Source organism: Streptomyces sp. NBC_00569, assembly GCF_036345255.1.
In the GTDB taxonomy this organism is placed as follows: Bacteria; Actinomycetota; Actinomycetes; order Streptomycetales; family Streptomycetaceae; genus Streptomyces.
In genome coordinates this window covers 3,012,297-3,032,350 of the sequence record NZ_CP107783.1, presented here as the reverse complement: position 1 = coordinate 3,032,350, position 20,054 = coordinate 3,012,297, and the positions used below count along the sequence as shown (strand labels likewise).

Sequence of the window (20,054 nt, the reverse complement as noted above, 5' to 3'; positions counted from 1 at the left end):
GGTTCTTCGCGGGCGTCGTGCGACAGCCGCGGTCACCCCGAGCAGGACGTGCGCTGTGCCTCCTGCCATGCGCACACGGGGCACAGCGTCACCCCCTTGTGGGACTCCGGGTACTCGGTGGGCTCGCGGCACAGCACGCACTCGGCGAACGGTTCCGGGGTCGCGCCGGCCGGTTCGGACACGTCGGGGCCCGTACGCGGATCCGGCCCGTCGCAGTAGTCAGCCATGACTCCCACCGTAGTCCGGGCCCCCGACAGCGCTCTGGTGCCCGGCCGCCGACCTGATCAGCTCCGACACCCGCACGAACCGGTACCCGCGCTCCCGCAGTCTTGGCACGACGGCGCGCACCGCGGCTTCCGTGGCGGGCGCCGCACTGCGCGTGCAGTGCATGACGACGACCGAACCGGGCCGCACCCCGTCGAGCACCTGCTGCGCCACCGCCGCCGAGTCCGTCGCGAACGCGTCACCGCTCACCACGTCCCACTGCACGGCAGTGACGCCCGCGGGGATCAGCTTCCGGAGCACCTCCTTGTCGTAGCACCCGCCCGGGAAGCGGAAGTACGGCACCGTGCGCTTCACCCCGGCCTTGCGGAACGCGGTGAAGGCGCGCTCCACGTCCGACCGCATCCGCGCGGGCGGCATGGTGGGCAGCCCGTAGCACGCGCCGGTGAAGGCGTAGTGGCTGTACGAGTGGTTGGCGACCTCGAAGAGCGGATCGCTCCCGATCGACTTCGCCTCGGCCGGGTACTGCTCGGCCCACCGGCCCGTCATGAACACCGTCGCGGGGACCTTCAGCCGGCGCAGGGTCGCGATCAGAGCCGGGTTGTCGAAGTGCTCACCGGCCGCGGCGCGGGGGCCCTCGTCGGCGGTCATGTCGGCGTCGAAGGTGAGGGCGACGGTGCGGTCCCGCGGGTGGGGGGCGCTCTTGAACACGGGGGTGAGACCGGCGGGGCCCGGTGCGAGTGTGGGCGGGCGCGAGGGTGCGGCGGACACGGACGCGCTCACCTTCCCCCGCCCCGGGTGCCCGGTGGATCCGCCGCCCCCACCGCACGCGGCAGCTCCGACCCCCAGCGCGCCCAGGGCGCAGACCAGTGCAAGTCTCCGTACATAGGTCCGTACATAGGTCATCACGCGGCGACGATAAATGTACTAATGGGATTAATTGCGCATCATGTCGCGTGTGCGGAGCGGCGTCGGGCCAGGTGGGCGATGGGCGCGGCCGGGGCTCAGGTGTCCCGAAGCGCCCCGGTCACCTGGGCGAAGAGCCGCGCGTGGGCGGACTCGCTCGCCGGGAGCTCGGGGTTCCAGGGGAGCAGACGTGCCCCGGCCGCGACCTGCCGCCAGTGCGGGTCCGCCGCGTACTGCTCGCGCGCGGCCGCGTTCGCGCGGGAGTCGACGAGCACGATGTCGGGGGCGAGCGCTGCGGCCTGCGCCCACCCGGCCGTGTTCCAGTTGGCGCCCGGCCCCTGTGGCGGTTCGACGGTGCGTACGCCGAGGGCCGTCAGCGCGCTCAGGTCGGGCCACTTGGCGGGGCGGGCGAGATGGACACTGTCCGGGCCGCCCGGTGACAGGGCCAGCACCCGCCCCCGGTTGTCCTGTGCGGCCTGCTCCAACTCCCGCATGGCGCGCTCCAGTTCGGTCCCGGCCCGGTCCCGCGCCCCGAGCGAGCGTGCCAGCCCGGCGAAGCGCTCCCTGACCGCGGTGAGCGAGCGGCCCTGCCCGACGTCGACCACGACGACCGGGACGTGCTCCTCCAGGTGCTTCGCCACGTCGGGATCGACGCCGTACACCTGGCCGCCGCCGTAGGTGACGGCGACGACGAGGTCGGGCTCGGCCGCGAGCACGGCCTCCAGGCCGAGTCCCGCGCCCGCGCCGAGGTAGCGGACCTCGCCGAGCGGCAGCGTCCCCGCCTTGGCCGGGTCGGCGGCGTCTCCGTCGTGGAACGAACCGAAGATCCCCACCGGCCGTATCCCGTGGTCCCACAATGTGGCGCCGGCCTGTATGTAGGCCACCACCCGTAATGGCACGTCCCCCGCGGCCGCCACATGTCCGCGGTCGTCGGTGAACTCCCAGACTGCCTGTCGTTCCATGTGTCCGTGTCCTTGTCCCTAGGGGGCGACGTCCTGAAGGGCTCATGGGCCCGGCAGGACCCCTAAGACCCTGCCCAGGGGGCGGGACCGGCACGCTCGGTGAATCGGCCGCAGTTGTGGGCGGCGCCGGTGGGGCCGCAACCCCGCCTCACCCCTGCGCGAGCAACTGCTCCCTCGCCCCGGCCACGTCGAAGTCCGCCTTCGGGTACTTCGGGTCCAGCGCCTCCAGATGTTCCAGGAGCAGCTTGCTGACGGCCCAGTTGCGGTACCACTTGCGGTCGGCCGGCACCACGTACCAGGGCGCGGTATCCGTCGAGCAGCGCTCCAGCGCGATCTCGTACGCCTCCTGGTACGCGGGCCACAGGGTGCGGTCCTCGATGTCGCCCATGCTGAACTTCCAGTACTTGTCCGGGTTGTCGAGCCGTTCGAGGAGCCGCTCGCGCTGTTCCTCGTACGAGATGTGGAGGAAGCACTTGACGACCGTCACGCCGTCCTCGGCCAACGACTGCTCGAAGCGGTTGATCTGGCCGTAGCGGCCGCCAAGCCGGCGGCTCGGGACGAGGCCGCGGACGCGGGCGGCGAGGACGTCCTCGTACTGCGAGCGGTCGAAGATGCCGATCTCGCCGGGCTCGGGGAGCGCCCGCATGATGCGCCACAGGAACGGATGGCCGCGCTCCTCGGCGGTCGGCGCCTTGAAGGCCTTGATACGGCAGCCGGAAGGGTTGAAGAGGCCGATGACGTGCTTGACCGTGCCGCCCTTGCCGCTGGTGTCCATGCCCTGGAGGATCAGCAGGATCCGGCGCCGTTCGCCCGCCGTGCCGGAGGCCCACAGGCGCTCCTGGAGGTCCGCGAGGCGTTCCCCCATACGGGCGGTCGCCTCCACGCCCGCGGCCTTGCCGGAGGGGCCCGCGGGCGTCGCCCGTGCGTCGAAGGAGGCGAGATCCACGGGCTTGCCCGCGGGGATGCGCAGCAGCTCACGCAGCGCGACGGGCGACTTCGGGCCGGAGGACTTCCCGGACGGCTTCCCGGGAGCCTGTCCGGCCTTGGCCCGGGACTTCCCGGCGCCCTTGGCCGGCTTGCCCTTGCCCTTGCCCTTCCGCTTCGTGTCCTTGTCGGCCTTGGCCACCGCGCACCCCTTCCCGTCAGGTCCCTCGATCGTGCGACGGACCGGGCACCGGCGCTACCGCTGCCAGGGCCCTGTCACGGCGAAGGTCGTCCCCGGCGTGTAGCAGTTGACGTACATCGTGTCGCCGTCCGGGGAGAACGTGACGCCCGCGAACTCGCCCCACGCCGGTTCCTGCGCCGTGCCGATGTTCTGGCGCCCGCGCGCCATCGCGTACACGTCGCCGCGGCGGGTCACACCGAAGACGTGCTGCGCGCCCTCGCCGTCCTCGCACACCATCAGGCCGCCGCTGGGAGCGAGGCAGATGTTGTCGGGCTCCTCGCCCGGCAGCTGGACGTCCGTGCTCGGGCCGAACACGATCACCAGCGTGAGCCGGCGCCTGTTCGGGTCGTAGCGCCAGATCTGCCCGAAGTGGTCGGCCGCCGAGCCCTCCGCGCTGTGGGCGAAGGAGGAGACGAAGTAGACGGACGAGCCGCCCCAGTAGCAGCCCTCCAGCTTCTGCGCGTGCGTGATGCCCTTCGGGCCGAAGTCCTGGAGGCGGATGGGGGTCTGCGCGGCCAGCGGGTCGGGTACGTCGACCCACTCGATGCCGTCGAAGGTCGCGCCCGTCTCCTGGACCACGGACAGGTCGGGCACCCCGGGCACCCGCATCGCCTGGAGCGTTCCGCCCGCCCGCAGGGAACCGAGGCCGCCCTCGGGCTTCTTGGGCAGGAAGCGGTAGAACAGGCCGAACGGCTTCTGGAAGGCGTCCTCCGTCTCGTAGACGACGCCGCGCTTCGGGTCGATCGCGATCGCCTCGTGCTGGAAGCGGCCCATCGCGGTCAGCGGCACGGCGCCCGAGCGGTGCGGGTCGGCCGGGTCGACCTCGAAGATGAAGCCGTGGTCCTTGGTGTAGCCGTTCGTGCCGGCCTTGTCCTCGGTCTCCTCGCAGGTCAGCCAGGTGCCCCAAGGCGTGTGCCCGCCCGCGCAGTTGACGGCCGTGCCGGCGATGGCGACGCGCTCCGACAGGACATTGCCCCGATGGTCGAGCGTGAGCGCCGTACAGCCGCCCTTGCCCATCGGGTCGTAGGTGAGCCCCTCGACGGTCGGTACGGCGATCTTCGCGGTGACGCGGTTCTCGTGGTTGCGGACCAGGTGGACCTGGCCGTGTCTGCCTTCCAGGGCCGTCATGCCGTCGTGGTTGCTGGGCACCTTGCCCTCGCCGGAGCGCAGCGGGTCGCCCTCGCGCGAGAGGACCTTGTAGCGGAACCCGGCGGGCAGGTCGAGCAGTCCGGCGGGGTCGGGCACCAGCGGGCCGTAGCCCTTCTTCCCGAGGCTCTGCGCGGCGGCCGTGCCCGCGAAGAGCTCGGAGAGGCTTCCGGCGAAGGCGATGGCGGCGACGGAAGCACCGCTGCGCGCGAGGACCTGACGTCGTGTTGCGGGGGACTGAGCGGTACGTGCTTCAGACATGGGGCAACCTCCTGCTGGCGGACAGGAACTGTGACCTGGCTGTGTCTATCACGGGCCATTCGTCACGGGAACCACGCGCGTAGCAGCGCCGGGTGGGGGTGGTTTCTCGTGTAACCGCCCTACTGTCGCGTCGCGTACGGCTCAACGGGGCCGGGCGGGTGGCGGACGAGGAGGGGACGTGAAGGTGCTGCTGCGGGCGGTGCGCGCGATCGACCGGGCGGTGGTCCGCGCCTTGGTGAACCGCGAGCGGAGCCTTGCCCGTGCGCCGCGGCGTCCTGGCCGGGTCCAGGCCTACGGCCATCGGCATCCGGTGCGCGCAGGTGGCTTGCTGGGGGCCGCGACGGCGGCGCTCGTGGTGGGGATCTGCGCGGCCGCGGGGTGGCGGTTCACGGGGTCGGCCGATGTCCTGGCGCTCGTCGCCGTCGGTACGGGGGTCGGCCTTCTCTTCGCCCTGACGCTGCGGTGGGAGCGCATGGCCAAGGAGGCACATGAGCACATCGACCGCGCAGAGCCGTTCAAGGCGCCGTCGTTCCGGAAAGCTGCCGCCTGGATCGGTGGTACGTGGGTGGTGTTGACGGTGATGTGGTGGAGCGAGGACGCGAGGCAGGGCAGGGATGCCGACTGGCTTGTCAGCGCGGTGTGCGCCGGTGTCCTGACGCTGCTCATCAACTCGGCGGCCTTTGTGGTCGGGCTTGTGACCGGCAGGCGGCGCCGCAGGTGACGCCGGGCGGCCCTTATGCGTGTACCAGCCCCTTCGCGTCCCGCGCGAGGGCGGTCAGGCGGGAGATCGCGCGGAAGTACTTCTTGCGGTAGCCGCCGTTCAGCATCTCTTCGCTGAACAGCTGGTCGAAGGGGAGTCCGGAGGCGAGCACGGGGATCTCGCGGTCGTAGAGCCGGTCGGCGAGCACGACGAGCCGCAGCGCCGTCGACTGGTCGGGGACGGGCTGCACGTCCGTGAGGCAGACCGCCTTCAGGTCGTCCGTCAGGGCGCCGTAGCGGCTGGGGTGCACGCGCGCGAGGTGGTCGAGCAGATGCGGGAAGTCGTCGAGCGAGGCGCCCGGCGTCGCGTACGCCGCCTTCGTCACCAGTTCGTCGGAGAACGGGGCGGGCGCTTCGGGCAGGCCGCGGTGGCGGTAGTCCTCGCCGTCGATGCGCAGGGGGCGGAAGTGGGCGGACAGGCCCTGGATCTCGCGCAGGAAGTCGGCGGAGGCGAACCGGCCCTCGCCGAGCTTGCCCGGCAGCGTGTTCGAGGTCGCGGCGAGCGCGACGCCGGCCTCGACCAGCTTGCCCAGCAAGGTCGACACCAGGACCGTGTCGCCCGGGTCGTCCAGCTCGAACTCGTCGATGCACAGCAGCCGGTGCTCGCCGAGCGTGCGCACCGTCTGCTGGAAGCCGAGCGCGCCCACCAGGTTCGTCAGCTCGACGAACGTGCCGAACGCCTTCTGCTCGGGGGCAGCCGGGGTGGCGTGCCAGAGCGAGGCGAGCAGGTGGGTCTTGCCGACGCCGTAGCCGCCGTCCAGATAGACGCCGCGGGGCCCGGTGGGTGCCGCGGGCTTCTTGGCGAACCAGCGCCCACCCGTCTCCCACCACCGCCCCTCTGCGGAAGCGCTGGGCGCCTTTCTGATTTTGCCCGAGCCGCTCGCGTGGGCGCCGCCGAGCCCGGCCGCGAAGTCGCTCAGGACCCGCACCGCCTCGGTCTGGCTGGGCTGATTCGGGTCCGGGATGTACGTCTCGAAGCGGACCGAGTCGAAGCGCGGCGGGGGCACCATCTCGGCGACCAGACGGTCCGCGGGGACGAGCGGCTCACGGGCGCACAGGGACAGCGGGGCCGCGTCGGCTATCGGACTCTGGGCCGGGGCGGTGGTGGAGGACGACACAGCACCCAACTCTAGACGCCGTGGGAGACTGCGTGACATGCGACGCCTGTTCCCTGTGACGTACGAAACAGCAGATCACGCGGCCCACGAACCCCGTGAATGGAGTCTCGACGAGCTCGCGGACGCCTACGCCTACCCCTCCGGGCAGGAGGTATGGCTGCGGGCCAACATGGTCTCGACGCTCGACGGTGCCGCCCAGCACGACGGCCGCTCCCAGGGCATCTCGTGCGCCGCCGACATGCGGATCTTCGGCACCCTGCGCGGTCTCGCGGACGCCGTCGTGGTCGGCGCGGAAACGGTCCGTCTGGAGGGCTACCGCCCGGCACGCGCGCGTGAGGCCTTCGCCGCGCGCAGAGAGGCGGCCGGACAGGGCCCTGCCCCGGCCATCGCGGTGATCACCGCGAGCCTGGACCTCGACTTCTCCCTTCCGCTCTTCACGTCGCCCCTCGTCCCCACGTACGTGGTCACCGGCGCCGGAGCTCCGCCCGACCGCATGGAGGCGGCGCGCAAGGCGGGCGCCGAGGTGCTGATCGCCGGCGAGGGCGCCACGGTCGAGCCGGAGCGCGCGGTCGGGGCGCTCGCGGAGCGCGGGCTCACCCGGCTGCTCACGGAGGGCGGACCCCGCATGCTCGGCCAGTTCGTGGCCGCGCAGGTGCTCGACGAACTCTGTCTGACGCTGTCGCCGATGCTCACCGCCGGAGACGCCCAGCGCATCGCCGGGGGACCGTCCTTGACCGTCCCCGAGCGTTTCGAGATGTCTTCTGTACTGGAAGAGGCCGGGTTCCTGTTCACCCGATACCGTCGGAGCTGACAATCAGCGGAATCTGCCGTTCCGTTTAGCTTCCGCTGGGCACACTAAATCTCGCAGACCCCGTGCGGCCACGGGGCAGGATGGTTTCCGCAGGGACCGGTCGAGAGTCGACGGCCCACGGAGGAGAGAAGAAGGGCGCCTGTCGTGTTCACGAGCGTATTGATGATCGAGAAGGCCCTGACGTCCGCCGACGTGGAGTTCGTCACCACCTTGCACGGTGATGAGGAAGTCTCGTTCCACGTGCTGCTCCAGCCCCGCGGCGACCAGGCCGACCGCCTGCTGCGGGCCATCGACGACGTCGCCATGGGGGAGCTCGACGACGCGGCGAAGGAGAAGGACGTCCCCGAGGGCCAGGACGCGACGGAACCCGGCGAACAAGCGCTCCAGGTCTCCCTCACCGCACTCCACCAGGCCGGCTGCGCGGCGGAGGGCCGCCTCGTCGAGGACCACCCCCTGGACGCGCTGAAGTCCCTCGTCGACGAGATCGGCGCCGACGAGGTCATCGTCCTGACCGACCCGCACTACGTGGAGGAGTTCTTCCACCGCGACTGGGCCTCGCGCGCCCGGCACAAGGTGGGCGTTCCGGTCCTGAAGCTCTTCTCGTACAGCAAGGCGTAGCCGCCGGGGCGGTACGGGGTTGCACAGGCGGGGTGCACGGAGAAAGTAGGCTGAGCCTGCCCGCACAGTGGGCACGCAGCAGCACACCGTCCCAGGGAGAAACCAATGGCACCCGGCCTGCCCACCGCCATGGACCGACCGCACTTCATCGGCATCGGCGGCGCCGGAATGTCGGGCATCGCGAAGATCCTCGCGCAGCGCGGCGCCCAGGTCGCCGGCAGCGACTCCAGGGAGTCCGCCACGGCAGAGGCGCTGCGCTCGCTCGGTGCCACGGTCCACATCGGCCACGACGCCGCGCACCTCGCGCCGGACGCCACCTGCGTCGTCGTCTCCTCCGCGATCCGCGCCGACAACCCCGAGCTGGCCCGCGCCGCCGAGCTCGACATCCCGGTCGTCCACCGCTCCGACGCCCTCGCCTCGCTCATGGATGGCCTGCGCCCCATCGCGGTCGCCGGCACGCACGGCAAGACGACGACCACGTCGATGCTGGCGGTGTCCCTGTCCTCCCTGGGCCTCGACCCCTCGTACGCCATCGGCGGCGACCTCGACGCCCCCGGCTCGAACGCGCTGCACGGCGCGGGCGAGATCTTCGTCGCCGAGGCCGACGAGTCGGACCGCAGCTTCCACAAGTACGCGCCCGAGGTCGCCATCGTCCTCAACGTCGAGCTCGACCACCACGCCAACTACGCGTCGATGGACGAGATCTACGAGTCCTTCGAGACCTTCGCCTCCAAGATCGTCCCCGGTGGCACGCTCGTCATCGCCGCGGACCAGTCCGGCGCCGTCGAGCTGACCCGCCGGCTGCGGGACACGACGTCCCTGAAGGTCGTCACCTACGGCGAGTCGGAGGCGGCCGACGTCCGCATCCACAAGGTCACCCCGCGCGGCCTGACCAGCGAGGTCACCGTCCTCCTCGACGGCAAGCTGCTCACGTTCACGGTCTCGGTCCCCGGCCGCCACTACGCGCACAACGCGGTCGCGGCGCTCGCCGCCGGCGTCGCGCTCGGCATCCCCTCCCGCAACCTGGCCGCGGCGCTGAAGTCGTACACCGGCGTCAAGCGCCGCCTCCAGCTCAAGGGTGAGGAGAACGGCGTACAGGTCATCGACTCGTACGCGCACCACCCCACCGAGATGTCCGCCGACCTCGAGGCGATGCGCTCGGCCGCGGGGGACTCCCGGATCCTCGTCGTCTTCCAGCCCCACCTCTTCTCCCGCACCCAGGAGCTCGGCAAGGAGATGGGCGACGCCCTCGCCCTCGCCGACGCGTCCGTGGTCCTGGACATCTATCCGGCCCGCGAGGACCCGATCCCCGGCATCACCAGCGGCCTCATCATCGACGCGGCCCGCGCCGCGGGAGCCGACGTGGACGCCGTCCACGACAAGGCGACCGTGCCCGACGTGATCGCGGGAATGGCCAAGCCGGGCGACCTTGTTCTGACCATGGGCGCGGGTGACGTCACGGAGCTCGGCCCGCAGATCCTGGATCGTCTTGCCAAGTGAAGGACTGAGCTGAATGTCGTACGACGTCGAAAAGCCGGACGAGGAGTGGCGCGCGGAGCTGACCCCGGCGGAGTACGCGGTACTGCGCCAGGCCGGCACCGAACCCGCGTTCGTCGGTGAGTACACGGACACCAAGACCGAGGGTGTCTACTCCTGTCGCGCGTGCGGCGCGGAGCTGTTCACCTCGGGAGAGAAGTTCGAGTCGCACTGCGGCTGGCCGTCCTTCTTCGACCCGAAGGACACGGACGCCGTCGAGCTGATCGCGGACCGCTCGCACGGCATGGTCCGCACCGAGGTGCGCTGTGCCCGCTGCGGTTCGCACCTCGGACACGTCTTCGAGGGCGAGGGCTACCCCACCCCGACGGACCAGCGGTACTGCATCAACTCGATCTCGCTGCGGCTGGCGCCGGAAGCGGGCTGAGCCGGGCTCGGGGCTCCGGCGGAGGCTCAGTCCTCCGCCGGCGTCTCCGGGCGCATCATCGGGTGGACGACGCCCGGGAAGACACGGGCCCGGACCACCGGCTCCGCGGAGCCGCCCTGCACGATCGTCTCGGCGATGCCCCACGGGCGGCCGGACAGGACGACGGTCAGCGTGTACGAGGACGCGCAGCCCATGCAGTCGTACTTGTCCATCCACGTCTCGACGTCCGTGAGGCTGCCGGGGGCGCGGCCCACGTGGCGGTGCCGGGCGTGGCAGCGGTCGCACTTCTCGCCGGGCTCGCACGTGCCGCCGCAGGGGCAGGGGACGTCCAGGGAGTCCGCGGGCCGCCAGCGCTGGGTGCGCACGGCCTCCGCGGTGGCGCCCATGTCCTTCATCGCCTTGAGGTTCTTGGCGGCGACGACGTACGACTCTCCGGTCGACGTCATCCGGTGCCGGATCACGTGCTTGCGTCCGCGGTTCGTCGTCATCTGGTTCCTCCTGGGTTCACGCAGCCCGCCAGGAGGCCCACGAGTTCGTTCCTCCCCCACGGTACCGGGCCCGGCGGGTGCACCGGGCCAGGAGAGACCGGGGAGAGACCTCAGCCGGGGGCCGTGGCCACCGGGAGCTCCTTCACACCGTTGATGAAGTTCGACAGCAGCCGCCGTGGTGGCCCGGCGGGCTCGAGCACCGGCAGGGCCCGGCAGGTCTCCTCGTACAGCACCCGAAGCTGCAGGCGCGCGAAATGCGAGCCCAGGCAGACGTGCGGGCCGTCGCCGAACGAGACGTGCGGGTTGGGGCTGCGGGCGAGGTCGAGGCGGTGCGGGTCGGTGAAGACGCGTTCGTCGTGGTTGGCCGAGGCGTGGAAGACGACGACCTTGTCGCCCGCGCGGACACGGCGGCCCGCCAGGATCGCGTCGCGGGCGGCGGTGCGCCGGAACGTGAGGACCGGCGGATGGCGGCGCAGGAGCTCGTCGACCGCCGTCGCCGGGTCGGCCCTCCCGTCGCGCAGCAGACCGTACGCCTTCGGCGCCCGGGCCAGCTCCAGAAGGCCGCCGGGGGCCGCGCTGCGCACCGTGTCGTTGCCGGCGACCGTGAGCAGGAAGAAGAACATCTCGAGCTCGGCCGCGGTCAGGTCGGGGTCGGTGGCCAGGACCGTCATGACGTCGTCCGCCGGGTGGGACCGCTTGTGCGCGGCGAGCGAGCGCGCGTACGCGAACATGTCGCGCAGCATCGCGGGGGAGCGCGGGTCGACCGGCCTGCCGTCGGCGCCGAGGACGGGCTCGTCCGCCTCGTCCGGGTCCTGATAGCCGATGACGCGCTGCGTCCACTGCAGGAGAAGGCCGCGGTCGGAGTCCGGGACGCCCAGGAGGTCGGCGAGGTTCAGGAGGGCGTAGTCGTCCGTGACGGCCGAGACCAGGTCGACGGTGGGGCCGGGGGTCGCGACGGCCGCCGTGAGCAGGGCGCGGGCCCGGTCACGGGCGAGCGCGGCGAAGCGGTCCACGCGACGTGGAGTGAACGCGCGGCTCACGAGCCGGCGCAGCCGGCCGTGGTCCGGCGGGTCCTGGTTGAGCATCATGGAGCGGATGAACGGCAGGTCCGCCGGGTCGGGGTCGCGGATCTGCGTGGCACCCAGACACGACGAGTACGTCGCCGTGTCCTTGAGGACGCGGACCACGTCGGCATGACGCGTGACCGCCCAGAACCCGGGGCCCGCGGGCCAGCCCAGCACTTCCGGCTCCTCCTGCCAGACGACGGGGTGGTGGTCACGGAGCGTGCGGTAGCTGTCGTGGGGGACACCCAGGGCGTAACGGCGCGGGTCGAAGACGTCCGGGATGTCCGGGGTATCCGGGGCGTCCAGGGTGTCAGGGCCCTCCGGGGTGGGCGGCGCGCAGTTCGGTTCCGTCATACGTGCGCCTCGTCGCCCGGCCCGTCCGCCCTCAGGAAGTCCTCCACCGTCCGGATCAGGGCGAGCGGCGTCTCGTCCATCGCGTAGTGGCCGCACGCGGGGAGTTCGGTCAGCTCGGCGCGGGCGTACCAGCTCATCCACGTGGCCCGCATCAGGTCGGCCGAGAGCGCCGGGTCGAGCGCCCCGGTGACGGCGAGCGCAGGGACCGTGGTGCCCTCCACCCGGGTGTGGAAGTCCTCGCCGGCCCAGGAGTCCAGCCAGGCCCGGAACGCCTTCGCGTCGCTGACCTCCAGCGACCGCTCCACCATCCGGTCGAGCCAGGCGGCGGGGCGGGCGCCGCCGGTCGTGATGTCGAGGATGGCGCGGCGGTTCGCCGGGGTGTGGGACGCGCCGGAGAAGAGGTCCCACTGCTCGGGCGGCAGCGGCAGCCCGCACGCCGGGACAGGGGAGACGCCGACCAGCCTGCGCAGCCGGTGGGGCGCGGCGGCCAGGATCCGCTGGGCGACGCTCCCGCCCATCGAGTGGCCGATCACCGAGAACCGCTCCCAGCCGAGTCGGTCCGCCAGCGCGATCACGTCGGCGGCGGCCTCCGCCGTGGTGTACGCGCCGCCCGCGTCCCTGGCCTCCCCATAGCCCCGCAGGTCCACGAAGGCGTACTGGAAGGCGGAGCGGTCGAGGTCGGCGAGCAGCGGGGTGTAGGCGCCGCGGTCGGCGAACCAGCCGTGCACGGCGACCACTTTGTGCGGTCCCGTGCCGTGCAGTTCGTGCGGGAGGACGAAGGAGGCCACGATGACTCCTGACGGTCGGTGAGAGGGACGAGCGGTCCCTCCCTGCGCCGCACCACCGTGGCCCGCAACCCCAGGGGCGCACAAGGGCGCGCGGCGGCATCGGGGACAATGAAGGCTCCACTCGGGCGCAGGCGGCGACGCCGTACCCGTCGAGCAGACACCACGTAGGAGACCGGGCCCGTTGTCCCAGAAGCGCGAGAACCGTCCTGAGGCCGTGGCGTCCGACGGCGCCGTCCCGGGCAGCGCGAGCGTCCAGAGCGCCTCCGTCCCGGGGACCGGCACCGTTCCGGAGGCCGGGCACCGCCGCCGTCTCGACCTGCGCGCCGACTGCGGGAACTGCTTCGGGCTGTGCTGTGTCGCCCTGCCCTTCGCCAAGTCCTCCGACTTCGCCGCGAACAAGCCCGCGGGCCGGCCGTGCCGCAACCTCCAGGACGACTTCCGCTGCGGCATCCACGCCACGCTCCGGGACAAGGGCTACGCGGGCTGCACGGTCTTCGACTGCTTCGGCGCCGGCCAGCAGGTGTCACAGGGCACGTTCGGCGGCGAGGACTGGCGTACGTCGCCCGGGACCGCGCGCGCGATGTTCGACGTCTTCCCCGTAATGCGCCAACTGCACGAACTGCTCTGGTACTTGACCGAGGCGCTGGAGCTGGAGCGGGCCCGCCCGGCGCACCAGGAGGTGCGGCGCGCCCTCGACGGGATCGAGGAGCTCACCCGCGCCGACGCCGCGACCCTCGCCGCGGCCGACGTCCCCACCCTCCGCGGCGAGGTCAGCGAGACGCTCCTGAAGGTCAGCGAACTCGTACGGGCGGCCGTGCCCGGCCGCAGGAAGAACCACCGGGGCGCCGACCTGATGGGCGCCCGCCTCAAGGGCGCCGATCTGCGGGGCGCCAACCTGCGCGGCGCCTACCTGATCGCGGCCGACCTCACCGGCGCCGACCTGCGCGAGGCCGACCTCATCGGAGCCGACCTGCGCGACGCGCGCCTTCAGGGCGCCGATCTGACCGGCAGCATCTTCCTCACGCAGGCACAGGTCAACGCGGCCCGCGGGGACGGCTCGACGAAGATCCCGGCCTCCTTGAGCCGCCCCGCGCACTGGTAGGCACCTGCGAGTCGTCAGATGCCCAGGGACTTCTTCAGGAAGTCGAGCTGGAAGAGCAGCAGGTTCTCCGCGACGTCCTCCTGCGTGACCATGTGCGTCGCGCCCGGCAGGGGAAGCACCTGGTGGCTGCGGCCCGCCGCGAGCAGCGCCGCCGACAGGCGCAGAGTGTGCGCGACCGCCACATTGTCGTCGGCGAGCCCGTGCACCAGCAGGAGCGGGCGGCGCAGCAGCGGCGCGTCGGCGATCAGGGAGCAGCGCTCGTAGTTCTCGGGCTCCTCGTCGGGATGGCCGAGATAGCGCTCCTTCCAGTGGGTGTCGTACAGCCGCTGGTCGGTGGGCGGGGCGCCCGCCACCGCCGCGTGGAAGACGTCGGGCCTGCGCAGCACGGCGCCCGCGGCCAGGAACCCGCCGAACGACCAGCCACGGATCGCGACCCGCGTCAGGTCGAGGTCGGGGAACTCCGCCCCGGCCGCCTGCACGGCGGCGACCTGGTCGTCGAGGGCATGGGTCAGGATGTCGCCGCGGATCTCCTTCTCCCACGCGGGACCGCGCCCCGGGGAGCCGCGCCCGTCCGTGACCAGGACCGCGAAGCCCTGCTCGGCGAACCACTGCGACAGATGCGCGGGCCAGCCGAGGCCGCGCGTGGCAACCAGCAGGTGCTGACCGCCGTAGGGGTTCAGCAGGACGGGCAGCTCGGCGCTGCCCGGTGTGTGCCACGACGGCAGGAACAGCTGGCTGCGCAACTCCCGCTCGCCCAGCCGAAGATGGAGGGGGCGCGTGGGGACGACCGGATGCTCGGCGAGCGAGGCGATCTCCCCGTCGGGGCTGCCCTTCTTCGTCACCTCCACGGTCACGGCGTCCTCCCGGCGGCTCACCAGCACCGTGGTGCCGCCCGCGGAGACCGCCGTGTGCACGCCCGGTGTGTCCGTGAGCCTGACGCGGCCCGCGTCGGGCGCCCAGGTCCACACATGGGTCTCGGTGGGCTCGTCACCGCCCTCGAACAGCACCGACTCGCCCTGGGTGCCGAGCACTTGACGGACCTGGAGGCCCACCGGGGTCACCGGCTTCCCGTCCACGACGAGGCGGCGGGTGTCCTGCTCGTCGCGGGTCGTCACCAGCGCGCCGGACGCCGTGCGGCACGGGGCACCGGGGACCAGCTCGACCCAGGCCGCGTCGTGCTGTTCGTCCAGGAGGCGGGTGGTGCCTGTCACCGGGTCCACGGCCAGCGTACGCAGTGTCCGCTGGTCGCGGCTCTGCACCGCGGTGAACGGCCCGTGCGCGTCCCATCCGACCACGGGCACGTACTCGAACGCCCCACGGTCCCAGTCCACTTCGGCCCGCGAGCCGTCCAGGTGCAGCACATGGAGTGACACGTCGGCGTTGGCGGTACCCGCCGCCGGGTAGCGCACGGCGCGCGGCGGCGCCGAAGGGTCGGCCGGGTCGGAGAGGTACCAGCGCTGCACGCGCGACGTGTCCACGCGCGCGGCGAGCAGCGCGCCACCGTCGGGCGCCCACCAGTGACCGCGCGGCCGGCCCATCGACTCCGAGGACGCGTGGTCGGTCAACCCGTAGGTGATGTCGGGGCCTTCGGGCGCCGCGAGGAGCCGGTCCTGGCCGTCGAGTGTGACGACGTGCAGCGCGCCGCCGGTGACGTACGCGACGAACCGGCCGTCGGGGGACAGGCGCGGGTCCACGACCGGGCCCGCCGCCGACACGGGGAACGGGACGCCGTCCGCGACACGGACCGCCCAGAGCGCTCCCGACAGGGCGTACACGACGGTGCGGCACTCGGCGTCGGCCGAGTACGCGACGAGCCCGACCGCGCTCTCTCGCGCCCGCTCCCTGCGGACCCGCTCGGCGGCCGGCACGTCTCCCGAGCGTGCGGTGCGCGAGACGTCCACGAGCACGCGCTCCGCACCGTCCTCGTGGAGCCACAGGGCACTCACGGGGTCCGCGCCGCCGCCCGTGCGCAGGAACAGGACGCGCTCGCCGTCCGCCGAGACCGTGAACCGGCTCGGGGCGCCCAGGGCGAAGCGGCGGGTGCGGGCGTACTGGCGCGGGAACTCTCGGGCATCGTCCATGAGGGCACTCTGGCATGCCCCGCTGACACCCCGTCGGGTGGGCGCCGGGGCCCGGGTCACCGCTCGCGTCAGCTGTCGGACTTCTCCCGCACCACCACGACCGAGCAGTGCGCGTGCTGCGTCACCTGCTGGCTCACCGAGCCGAGCAGCGCCCCCTTGAAGCCGCCGTAGCCGCGGGTGCCCACGACCAGGAGATCGGCGGCCCCGGACGCCTCGACGAGGACCTTCGCCGCGGGCCCCTGCACCATGCGGCTGTGCACCGGGACGGGCGGGCTCTCGCCCACCGTCTCCGTGACGACGTCGATGAGCCTCACGCGCGAGGTCTCCTCCGGGGAGAGCAGCTCGCGACCGCCCGCCACCGTGTCCCCGTCGGTGGGCCCGCCGAGGCTGAAGGGGTTCGTGGACCACTCCCAGCTCATGACGGCGTGCACCCGGCCGCCGACGAGCGTGGCCTGCCGCACGGCCCAGCGGAGGGCTTCCTTCGAGTGCTTCGAACCGTCGACACCTACGACGATCAACGGCTCCGTGGCCTGGCTCACCGAGGACTCCTCCGATGGGGATCGGGTGGACTTGGGTACCGCCCTTTTCCCCGTACGGGTGTCCCTCAGTCGCGGGTTCACGCGATGGTGCGATCATGTGCCGCCGTCCGGATGCCCGCCGGGGGCCACGGGTAGGGCCGGGCCATGACGCAGCCGTTCGAACTGCCGCACTTTTACATGCCGTACCGGGCGCGGCTCAATCCGCACCTCGACGAGGCGCGGGCGCACTCCACGCAGTGGGCCCGCGAGACGGGCATGCTGGAGGGGTCCGGCGTCTGGGAGCAGAGCGACCTCGACGCGCACGACTACGGACTGCTGTGCGCTTACACCCACCCGGACTGCGACGGGCCCGCCCTGTCGCTCGTCACCGACTGGTACGTGTGGGTCTTCTTCTTCGACGACCACTTCCTGGAGACGTTCAAGCGGACCATGGACCGCGAGGGCGGCAAGGCCTATCTGGACCGCCTGCCTCTGTTCATGCCGATGGACCTGTCGACCCCCGTGCCCGAGCCGCGGAACCCCGTCGAGGCGGGCCTCGCCGACCTCTGGGCGCGCACCGTGCCCGCCATGTCGGTGGACTGGCGCCGAAGGTTCGCCGAGTCGACCGAGCACCTCCTCAACGAGTCGATGTGGGAACTGTCCAACATCAACGAGGGGCGGATCTCCAACCCCGTCGAGTACATCGAGATGCGCCGCAAGGTCGGCGGCGCGCCCTGGTCGGCGGGGCTCGTCGAGTACGCGACCTCCGAGGTGCCCGCGTCCGTCGCCGGGTCGAGGCCGCTGCGCGTGCTGACGGAGACGTTCTCCGACGCCGTGCACCTGCGCAACGACCTCTTCTCGTACCAGCGGGAGGTCGAGGACGAGGGCGAGCTGAGCAACGGCGTGCTCGTCCTGGAGACCTTCTTCGGCTGTACGACGCAGGAGGCGGCGCGGACCGTCAACGACGTCCTCACCTCACGCCTCCACCAGTTCGAGCACACCGCGCTCACCGAAGTGCCCGCCCTCGCCGTCGAGAAGGGGCTCACGCAGCCCGAGGTCGCCGCGGTCGCCGCGTACACGCGGGGCCTCCAGGACTGGCAGTCCGGCGGCCACGAATGGCATCTGCGCTCCAGCCGGTACATGAACGAGGGGGCGACCGGGAGCGACCCCCTGGCGGGGCCCACCGGGATCGGCACGTCCGGTGCGGACGTCGGGGCGCTGCTCGCGGCGGCCGGCGCCGAGCGGCTGCGGGCCTACACGCATGTGCCGTACCAGAAGGTGGGCCCGTCCCTGCTCCCCGACTTCTTCATGCCGTTCCGACTCCGGCTGAATCCCGGCCTGGAGGAGGCCCGCCGGCGCGTCACCCCGTGGGCGCACGCCATGGGCATCCTGGAGGAGGGCGTCTGGGACGAGGACAAGCTCGCCGCCTACGACCTGCCCCTGTGCTCGGCCGGCCTCGACCCCGACGGGGACCAGGACGCCCTGGACCTGAGCGCGCACTGGCTGGCCTGGGGGACGTACGGGGACGACTACTATCCGCTCGTCTTCGGGCACCGGCGTGACCTCGCCGGGGCGAAGCTGTGCACCGAGCGGCTCTCCGCCTGCATGCCCGTCGACGGCGGCGGGATCCCGTCGCCCGTGAACGCGCTGGAGCGCGGCCTCGCCGACCTCTGGGCCCGCACCGCCGGGATGACGACCGCGCAGCGGCGCACCCTGAAGGCGTCCGTCGACGTCATGACGGAGAGCTGGGTGTGGGAGCTGTCCAACCAGCTCCAGAACCGCATCCCCGACCCCGTCGACTACCTGGAGATGCGCCGCGCCACGTTCGGCGCCGACCTCACCATGAGCCTGTGCCGCCTCGGCCACGGCACCGCCGTGCCCCCCGAGGTCTACCGCAGCGGCCCCGTCCGCTCCCTGGAGAACGCGGCCGTCGACTACGCGATGCTCCTGAACGACGTGTTCTCGTACCAGAAGGAGATCGAGTACCAGGGCGAGATCCACAACGGCATCCTCGTCGTGCAGAACTTCTTCGGCTGCGACTACCCGACCGCGCTCGGCGTCGTGCACGACCTGATGACGCAGCGCATGCGGCAGTTCGAGCACGTCGCCACCCATGAACTCCCCCTCCTCTACGACGATTTCAAGCTGTCGCGGGAGGCTCGGGCGACCATGGACGGCTACGTGGTGGAGCTCCAGAACTGGCTGGCCGGAATCCTCAACTGGCACCGCGACTGCCGCCGTTACGGAGCCGCCGACCTGGCCCGGCGCGCGCATGGCTTCGTACCCGGACAGTTGCCGACGGTTCCGGGCGGGGTGCCCTCCCTTCCGGGCCCGGCACCCACCTCTTTGTATCGAAAGGGGGGTCCGGGAACTTTCGCGGGGTACGGTGAGTCCCATGGGGTGAAGGCGACCACTGACCGGCCGCACAACCACGTTGCAGCTACGAGCAGTGGAGCTTCGTCGACAGTCCGGGACTAGAGTCCCGGGTTTGCAGAGCGGGCGCCAGTGGCTGTGGTGCTGCGCTTGCGTCTGGTCCCACGCCCCGATGCCGGGGGTGGGTCTGGGACGGTTGACTGCGCCCCGCGTCGCCACAACTGTTCCGCGCGATGGCGGATGTTGCGGGAGCCGTTACGGTCCGCGTGATCAACGAATCCGCAGGACCGGCACGCGAACCAGGCCTGGGAGACCCGGTTCGCTTTGTCTGTGTGGCCGCATTCGGCGCAGGTGCGGGAGGTGTACGCCGGATCGACGTACACCACCGGCACCCCCGCTCTGCGGGCCTTGTACGCGATGAACTGCCCGAGCTGAGCGAAGCTCCAGCTGGAGTGGGTGGCCCGTTGGGGCTTGCGAAGCCGTACCCGTTCGCGGATGCCCGTCAGATCCTCGAGGGCGATTCCGCGGCCGGTGCGTTCTGCCTCGGCCACCACATGTTTCGCGATCTTGTGGTTGATGTCCTTGGCCCGCCGCGCTTCCTTCCTGCGCCGCTTCTTGAGCCGGCGTTTGGCGGACGGGGTGTTCTTGCGCTGCAGCTTGGTCCGCAACGTGCGCTCGCGCAGCCGCGCTCGGTTCAGGGCGCGTTCGGCCATGATCTCGCCGTCCGAGGTGGTGGCGATGTTCACAATGCCGAGATCGATGCCGAGGAAGCCGTCCGGGTCGGTGTTTGGTTCCGTCTCGGGGATCTCACAGGTGGCGTTCAAGAACCACATGCCGTCCCGGTACAGCAGGTCGGACTCGCCCGTGCGGTACAGGGCCAGGCGCGCGAGCTGTTCGGGGGAGGCGGTGATTACCACCCCCTTGATCCGGCCTGACAGGGTCCAGATCGAGACCGTACGGTCCGGGATCTGCCAGGACAGCATCCGGTCGTCGTAGGGCTGAGCGCCCTGAGACCGGAAGGCGATCGGCTTCTCGGTGGCCCGCCGATAGCGCACCGACCCGGGCCTGCCCAGGTTCCCGGCCCTCAGGTTCGCCGCCAGCGTGGTGTACGCGTCGCACGTCTTCTTGATCGCATGTTGGGCGGCTTGTGCGCCGAGCTCCCAGCGGTGCTTGATTTCGGTGTAGGTGTGCTGGCGCAGGGCGAAGTTCCGCTTCACATCCTTGATGAAGGCAACCTCGGACGCCCAGGTGGCGGCCTCGTTGCAGGCGCGCAGGGTCCCTTCAAGTGCCGCCGCCTGTACGGGCGTCGGCAGCAGCTTGACCTGCACCACCAGCTTCATGACACCCGACCCTATGCACATAGCCATACAAACAGACGACCTCCGCACACCTGCCCC

19 protein-coding genes are annotated in these 20,054 nt (G+C 71.7%); 7 read left to right on the top strand and 12 right to left on the bottom strand.

From position 1 onward, the window contains the following. Positions 1–32: 32 nt before the first annotated feature. From OHO83_RS13670 to OHO83_RS13650, 5 genes are all read right to left on the bottom strand, one after another. Positions 33–227 carry a hypothetical protein gene (locus OHO83_RS13670; RefSeq protein ID WP_266675071.1) on the bottom strand — a complete coding sequence of 65 codons (195 nt, stop codon included), beginning with the start codon at positions 225–227 and terminating at the stop codon, positions 33–35. After that, a complete protein-coding gene (locus OHO83_RS13665; RefSeq protein ID WP_330280772.1) occupies positions 220–1,128 on the bottom strand; it encodes a polysaccharide deacetylase family protein in 909 nt (302 codons plus the stop codon). Before OHO83_RS13665 ends, OHO83_RS13670 begins: the two co-directional genes overlap by 8 nt. 98 nt (positions 1,129–1,226) lie before the next feature. Then, on the bottom strand, positions 1,227–2,090 hold the full coding sequence (locus tag OHO83_RS13660) for an ABC transporter substrate-binding protein (RefSeq protein ID WP_330279536.1): 864 nt from the start codon (positions 2,088–2,090) through the stop codon (positions 1,227–1,229). A gap of 148 nt (positions 2,091–2,238) precedes the next feature. After that, positions 2,239–3,072: a polyphosphate kinase 2 family protein gene (locus tag OHO83_RS13655; protein WP_266676711.1), complete on the bottom strand. Its 834-nt coding sequence runs from the start codon at positions 3,070–3,072 to the stop codon at positions 2,239–2,241. Between the two features lie 198 nt (positions 3,073–3,270). Further along, positions 3,271–4,662 (bottom strand): alkaline phosphatase PhoX, encoded by a 1,392-nt coding sequence (locus OHO83_RS13650; protein ID WP_266675073.1) that lies wholly within the window; start codon positions 4,660–4,662, stop codon positions 3,271–3,273. Between the two features lie 178 nt (positions 4,663–4,840). Here OHO83_RS13650 and OHO83_RS13645 point away from each other — a divergent pair, with 178 nt between their 5' ends. Beyond that, positions 4,841–5,383, top strand: a complete 543-nt coding sequence (locus OHO83_RS13645) for a hypothetical protein (RefSeq protein ID WP_329433657.1) — start codon at positions 4,841–4,843, stop codon at positions 5,381–5,383. 13 nt (positions 5,384–5,396) lie between these two features. Here OHO83_RS13645 and zapE read toward each other — a convergent pair whose 3' ends face one another. Next, entirely contained in the window at positions 5,397–6,539 is a 1,143-nt protein-coding gene (zapE, locus tag OHO83_RS13640) for a cell division protein ZapE (RefSeq protein ID WP_330279535.1), read from the bottom strand. A 37-nt stretch (positions 6,540–6,576) separates the two neighbouring features. Here zapE and OHO83_RS13635 point away from each other — a divergent pair, with 37 nt between their 5' ends. The 4 genes from OHO83_RS13635 (at position 6,577) to msrB (ending at position 9,889) form a co-directional block, all read left to right on the top strand. Next, positions 6,577–7,350 carry a pyrimidine reductase family protein gene (locus tag OHO83_RS13635; RefSeq protein WP_329433655.1) on the top strand — a complete coding sequence of 258 codons (774 nt, stop codon included), beginning with the start codon at positions 6,577–6,579 and terminating at the stop codon, positions 7,348–7,350. Positions 7,351–7,494: 144 nt separating this feature from the next. Then, positions 7,495–7,968, top strand: a complete 474-nt coding sequence (locus OHO83_RS13630) for an indole-3-glycerol phosphate synthase (RefSeq protein ID WP_266675077.1) — start codon at positions 7,495–7,497, stop codon at positions 7,966–7,968. 105 nt (positions 7,969–8,073) lie between these two features. Further along, entirely contained in the window at positions 8,074–9,468 is a 1,395-nt protein-coding gene (gene murC, locus OHO83_RS13625; RefSeq protein ID WP_266675078.1) for a UDP-N-acetylmuramate--L-alanine ligase, read from the top strand. Between the two features lie 13 nt (positions 9,469–9,481). Further along, positions 9,482–9,889: a peptide-methionine (R)-S-oxide reductase MsrB gene (msrB, locus tag OHO83_RS13620; protein ID WP_227297957.1), complete on the top strand. Its 408-nt coding sequence runs from the start codon at positions 9,482–9,484 to the stop codon at positions 9,887–9,889. A gap of 26 nt (positions 9,890–9,915) precedes the next feature. Here the strand turns inward: msrB and OHO83_RS13615 are convergent, their stop codons facing one another. The 3 genes from OHO83_RS13615 to OHO83_RS13605 all read right to left on the bottom strand — a co-directional run bounded on the left by OHO83_RS13615 (position 9,916) and on the right by OHO83_RS13605 (position 12,583). Further along, positions 9,916–10,377, bottom strand: coding sequence for a hypothetical protein (locus OHO83_RS13615; protein ID WP_266675080.1), 462 nt, complete (start codon positions 10,375–10,377; stop codon positions 9,916–9,918). 110 nt (positions 10,378–10,487) lie between these two features. Continuing rightward, on the bottom strand, positions 10,488–11,795 hold the full coding sequence (locus tag OHO83_RS13610; protein WP_330279534.1) for a cytochrome P450: 1,308 nt from the start codon (positions 11,793–11,795) through the stop codon (positions 10,488–10,490). Continuing rightward, positions 11,792–12,583, bottom strand: a complete 792-nt coding sequence (locus OHO83_RS13605) for an alpha/beta fold hydrolase (RefSeq protein WP_330279533.1) — start codon at positions 12,581–12,583, stop codon at positions 11,792–11,794. Before OHO83_RS13605 ends, OHO83_RS13610 begins: the two co-directional genes overlap by 4 nt. A gap of 316 nt (positions 12,584–12,899) precedes the next feature. On the opposite strand from OHO83_RS13605, the gene OHO83_RS13600 reads away from it, so the two are divergent. Then, the gene (locus OHO83_RS13600) at positions 12,900–13,685 is read left to right on the top strand and encodes a pentapeptide repeat-containing protein (protein WP_266676713.1); all 786 of its coding nucleotides are present in this window, start codon (positions 12,900–12,902) and stop codon (positions 13,683–13,685) included. A gap of 14 nt (positions 13,686–13,699) precedes the next feature. Here the strand turns inward: OHO83_RS13600 and OHO83_RS13595 are convergent, their stop codons facing one another. Both OHO83_RS13595 and OHO83_RS13590 read right to left on the bottom strand, forming a co-directional pair. After that, positions 13,700–15,766, bottom strand: a complete 2,067-nt coding sequence (locus tag OHO83_RS13595; protein WP_266675082.1) for a prolyl oligopeptidase family serine peptidase — start codon at positions 15,764–15,766, stop codon at positions 13,700–13,702. A 68-nt stretch (positions 15,767–15,834) separates the two neighbouring features. Beyond that, positions 15,835–16,305 (bottom strand): universal stress protein, encoded by a 471-nt coding sequence (locus tag OHO83_RS13590; RefSeq protein ID WP_266675083.1) that lies wholly within the window; start codon positions 16,303–16,305, stop codon positions 15,835–15,837. A 144-nt stretch (positions 16,306–16,449) separates the two neighbouring features. Between OHO83_RS13590 and cyc2 the strand changes: the two genes are divergently transcribed. Beyond that, positions 16,450–18,762 carry a germacradienol/geosmin synthase Cyc2 gene (cyc2, locus tag OHO83_RS13585; protein WP_330279532.1) on the top strand — a complete coding sequence of 771 codons (2,313 nt, stop codon included), beginning with the start codon at positions 16,450–16,452 and terminating at the stop codon, positions 18,760–18,762. Here the strand turns inward: cyc2 and OHO83_RS13580 are convergent. Next, positions 18,759–19,997, bottom strand: a complete 1,239-nt coding sequence (locus tag OHO83_RS13580; RefSeq protein WP_330279531.1) for an RNA-guided endonuclease InsQ/TnpB family protein — start codon at positions 19,995–19,997, stop codon at positions 18,759–18,761. The genes cyc2 and OHO83_RS13580 overlap by 4 nt on opposite strands. Positions 19,998–20,054: the final 57 nt, after the last annotated feature.

Excerpts from the sequence above, each read along its gene's own strand:
- OHO83_RS13610 (WP_330279534.1), bottom strand. The coding sequence starts at position 11,795 with ATGACGGAACCGAACTGCGCGCCGCCCACCCCGGAGGGCCCTGACACC.
- OHO83_RS13595 (WP_266675082.1), bottom strand. The coding sequence starts at position 15,766 with ATGGACGATGCCCGAGAGTTCCCGCGCCAGTACGCCCGCACCCGCCGC.
- murC (WP_266675078.1), top strand. The coding sequence starts at position 8,074 with ATGGCACCCGGCCTGCCCACCGCCATGGACCGACCGCACTTCATCGGC.
- OHO83_RS13665 (WP_330280772.1), bottom strand. The coding sequence starts at position 1,128 with ATGACCTATGTACGGACCTATGTACGGAGACTTGCACTGGTCTGCGCC.
- msrB (WP_227297957.1), top strand. The coding sequence starts at position 9,482 with ATGTCGTACGACGTCGAAAAGCCGGACGAGGAGTGGCGCGCGGAGCTG.
- cyc2 (WP_330279532.1), top strand. The coding sequence starts at position 16,450 with ATGACGCAGCCGTTCGAACTGCCGCACTTTTACATGCCGTACCGGGCG.
- OHO83_RS13615 (WP_266675080.1), bottom strand. The coding sequence starts at position 10,377 with ATGACGACGAACCGCGGACGCAAGCACGTGATCCGGCACCGGATGACG.
- OHO83_RS13635 (WP_329433655.1), top strand. The coding sequence starts at position 6,577 with ATGCGACGCCTGTTCCCTGTGACGTACGAAACAGCAGATCACGCGGCC.
- OHO83_RS13580 (WP_330279531.1), bottom strand. The coding sequence starts at position 19,997 with ATGAAGCTGGTGGTGCAGGTCAAGCTGCTGCCGACGCCCGTACAGGCG.
- OHO83_RS13660 (WP_330279536.1), bottom strand. The coding sequence starts at position 2,090 with ATGGAACGACAGGCAGTCTGGGAGTTCACCGACGACCGCGGACATGTG.
- OHO83_RS13670 (WP_266675071.1), bottom strand. The coding sequence starts at position 227 with ATGGCTGACTACTGCGACGGGCCGGATCCGCGTACGGGCCCCGACGTG.
- OHO83_RS13650 (WP_266675073.1), bottom strand. The coding sequence starts at position 4,662 with ATGTCTGAAGCACGTACCGCTCAGTCCCCCGCAACACGACGTCAGGTC.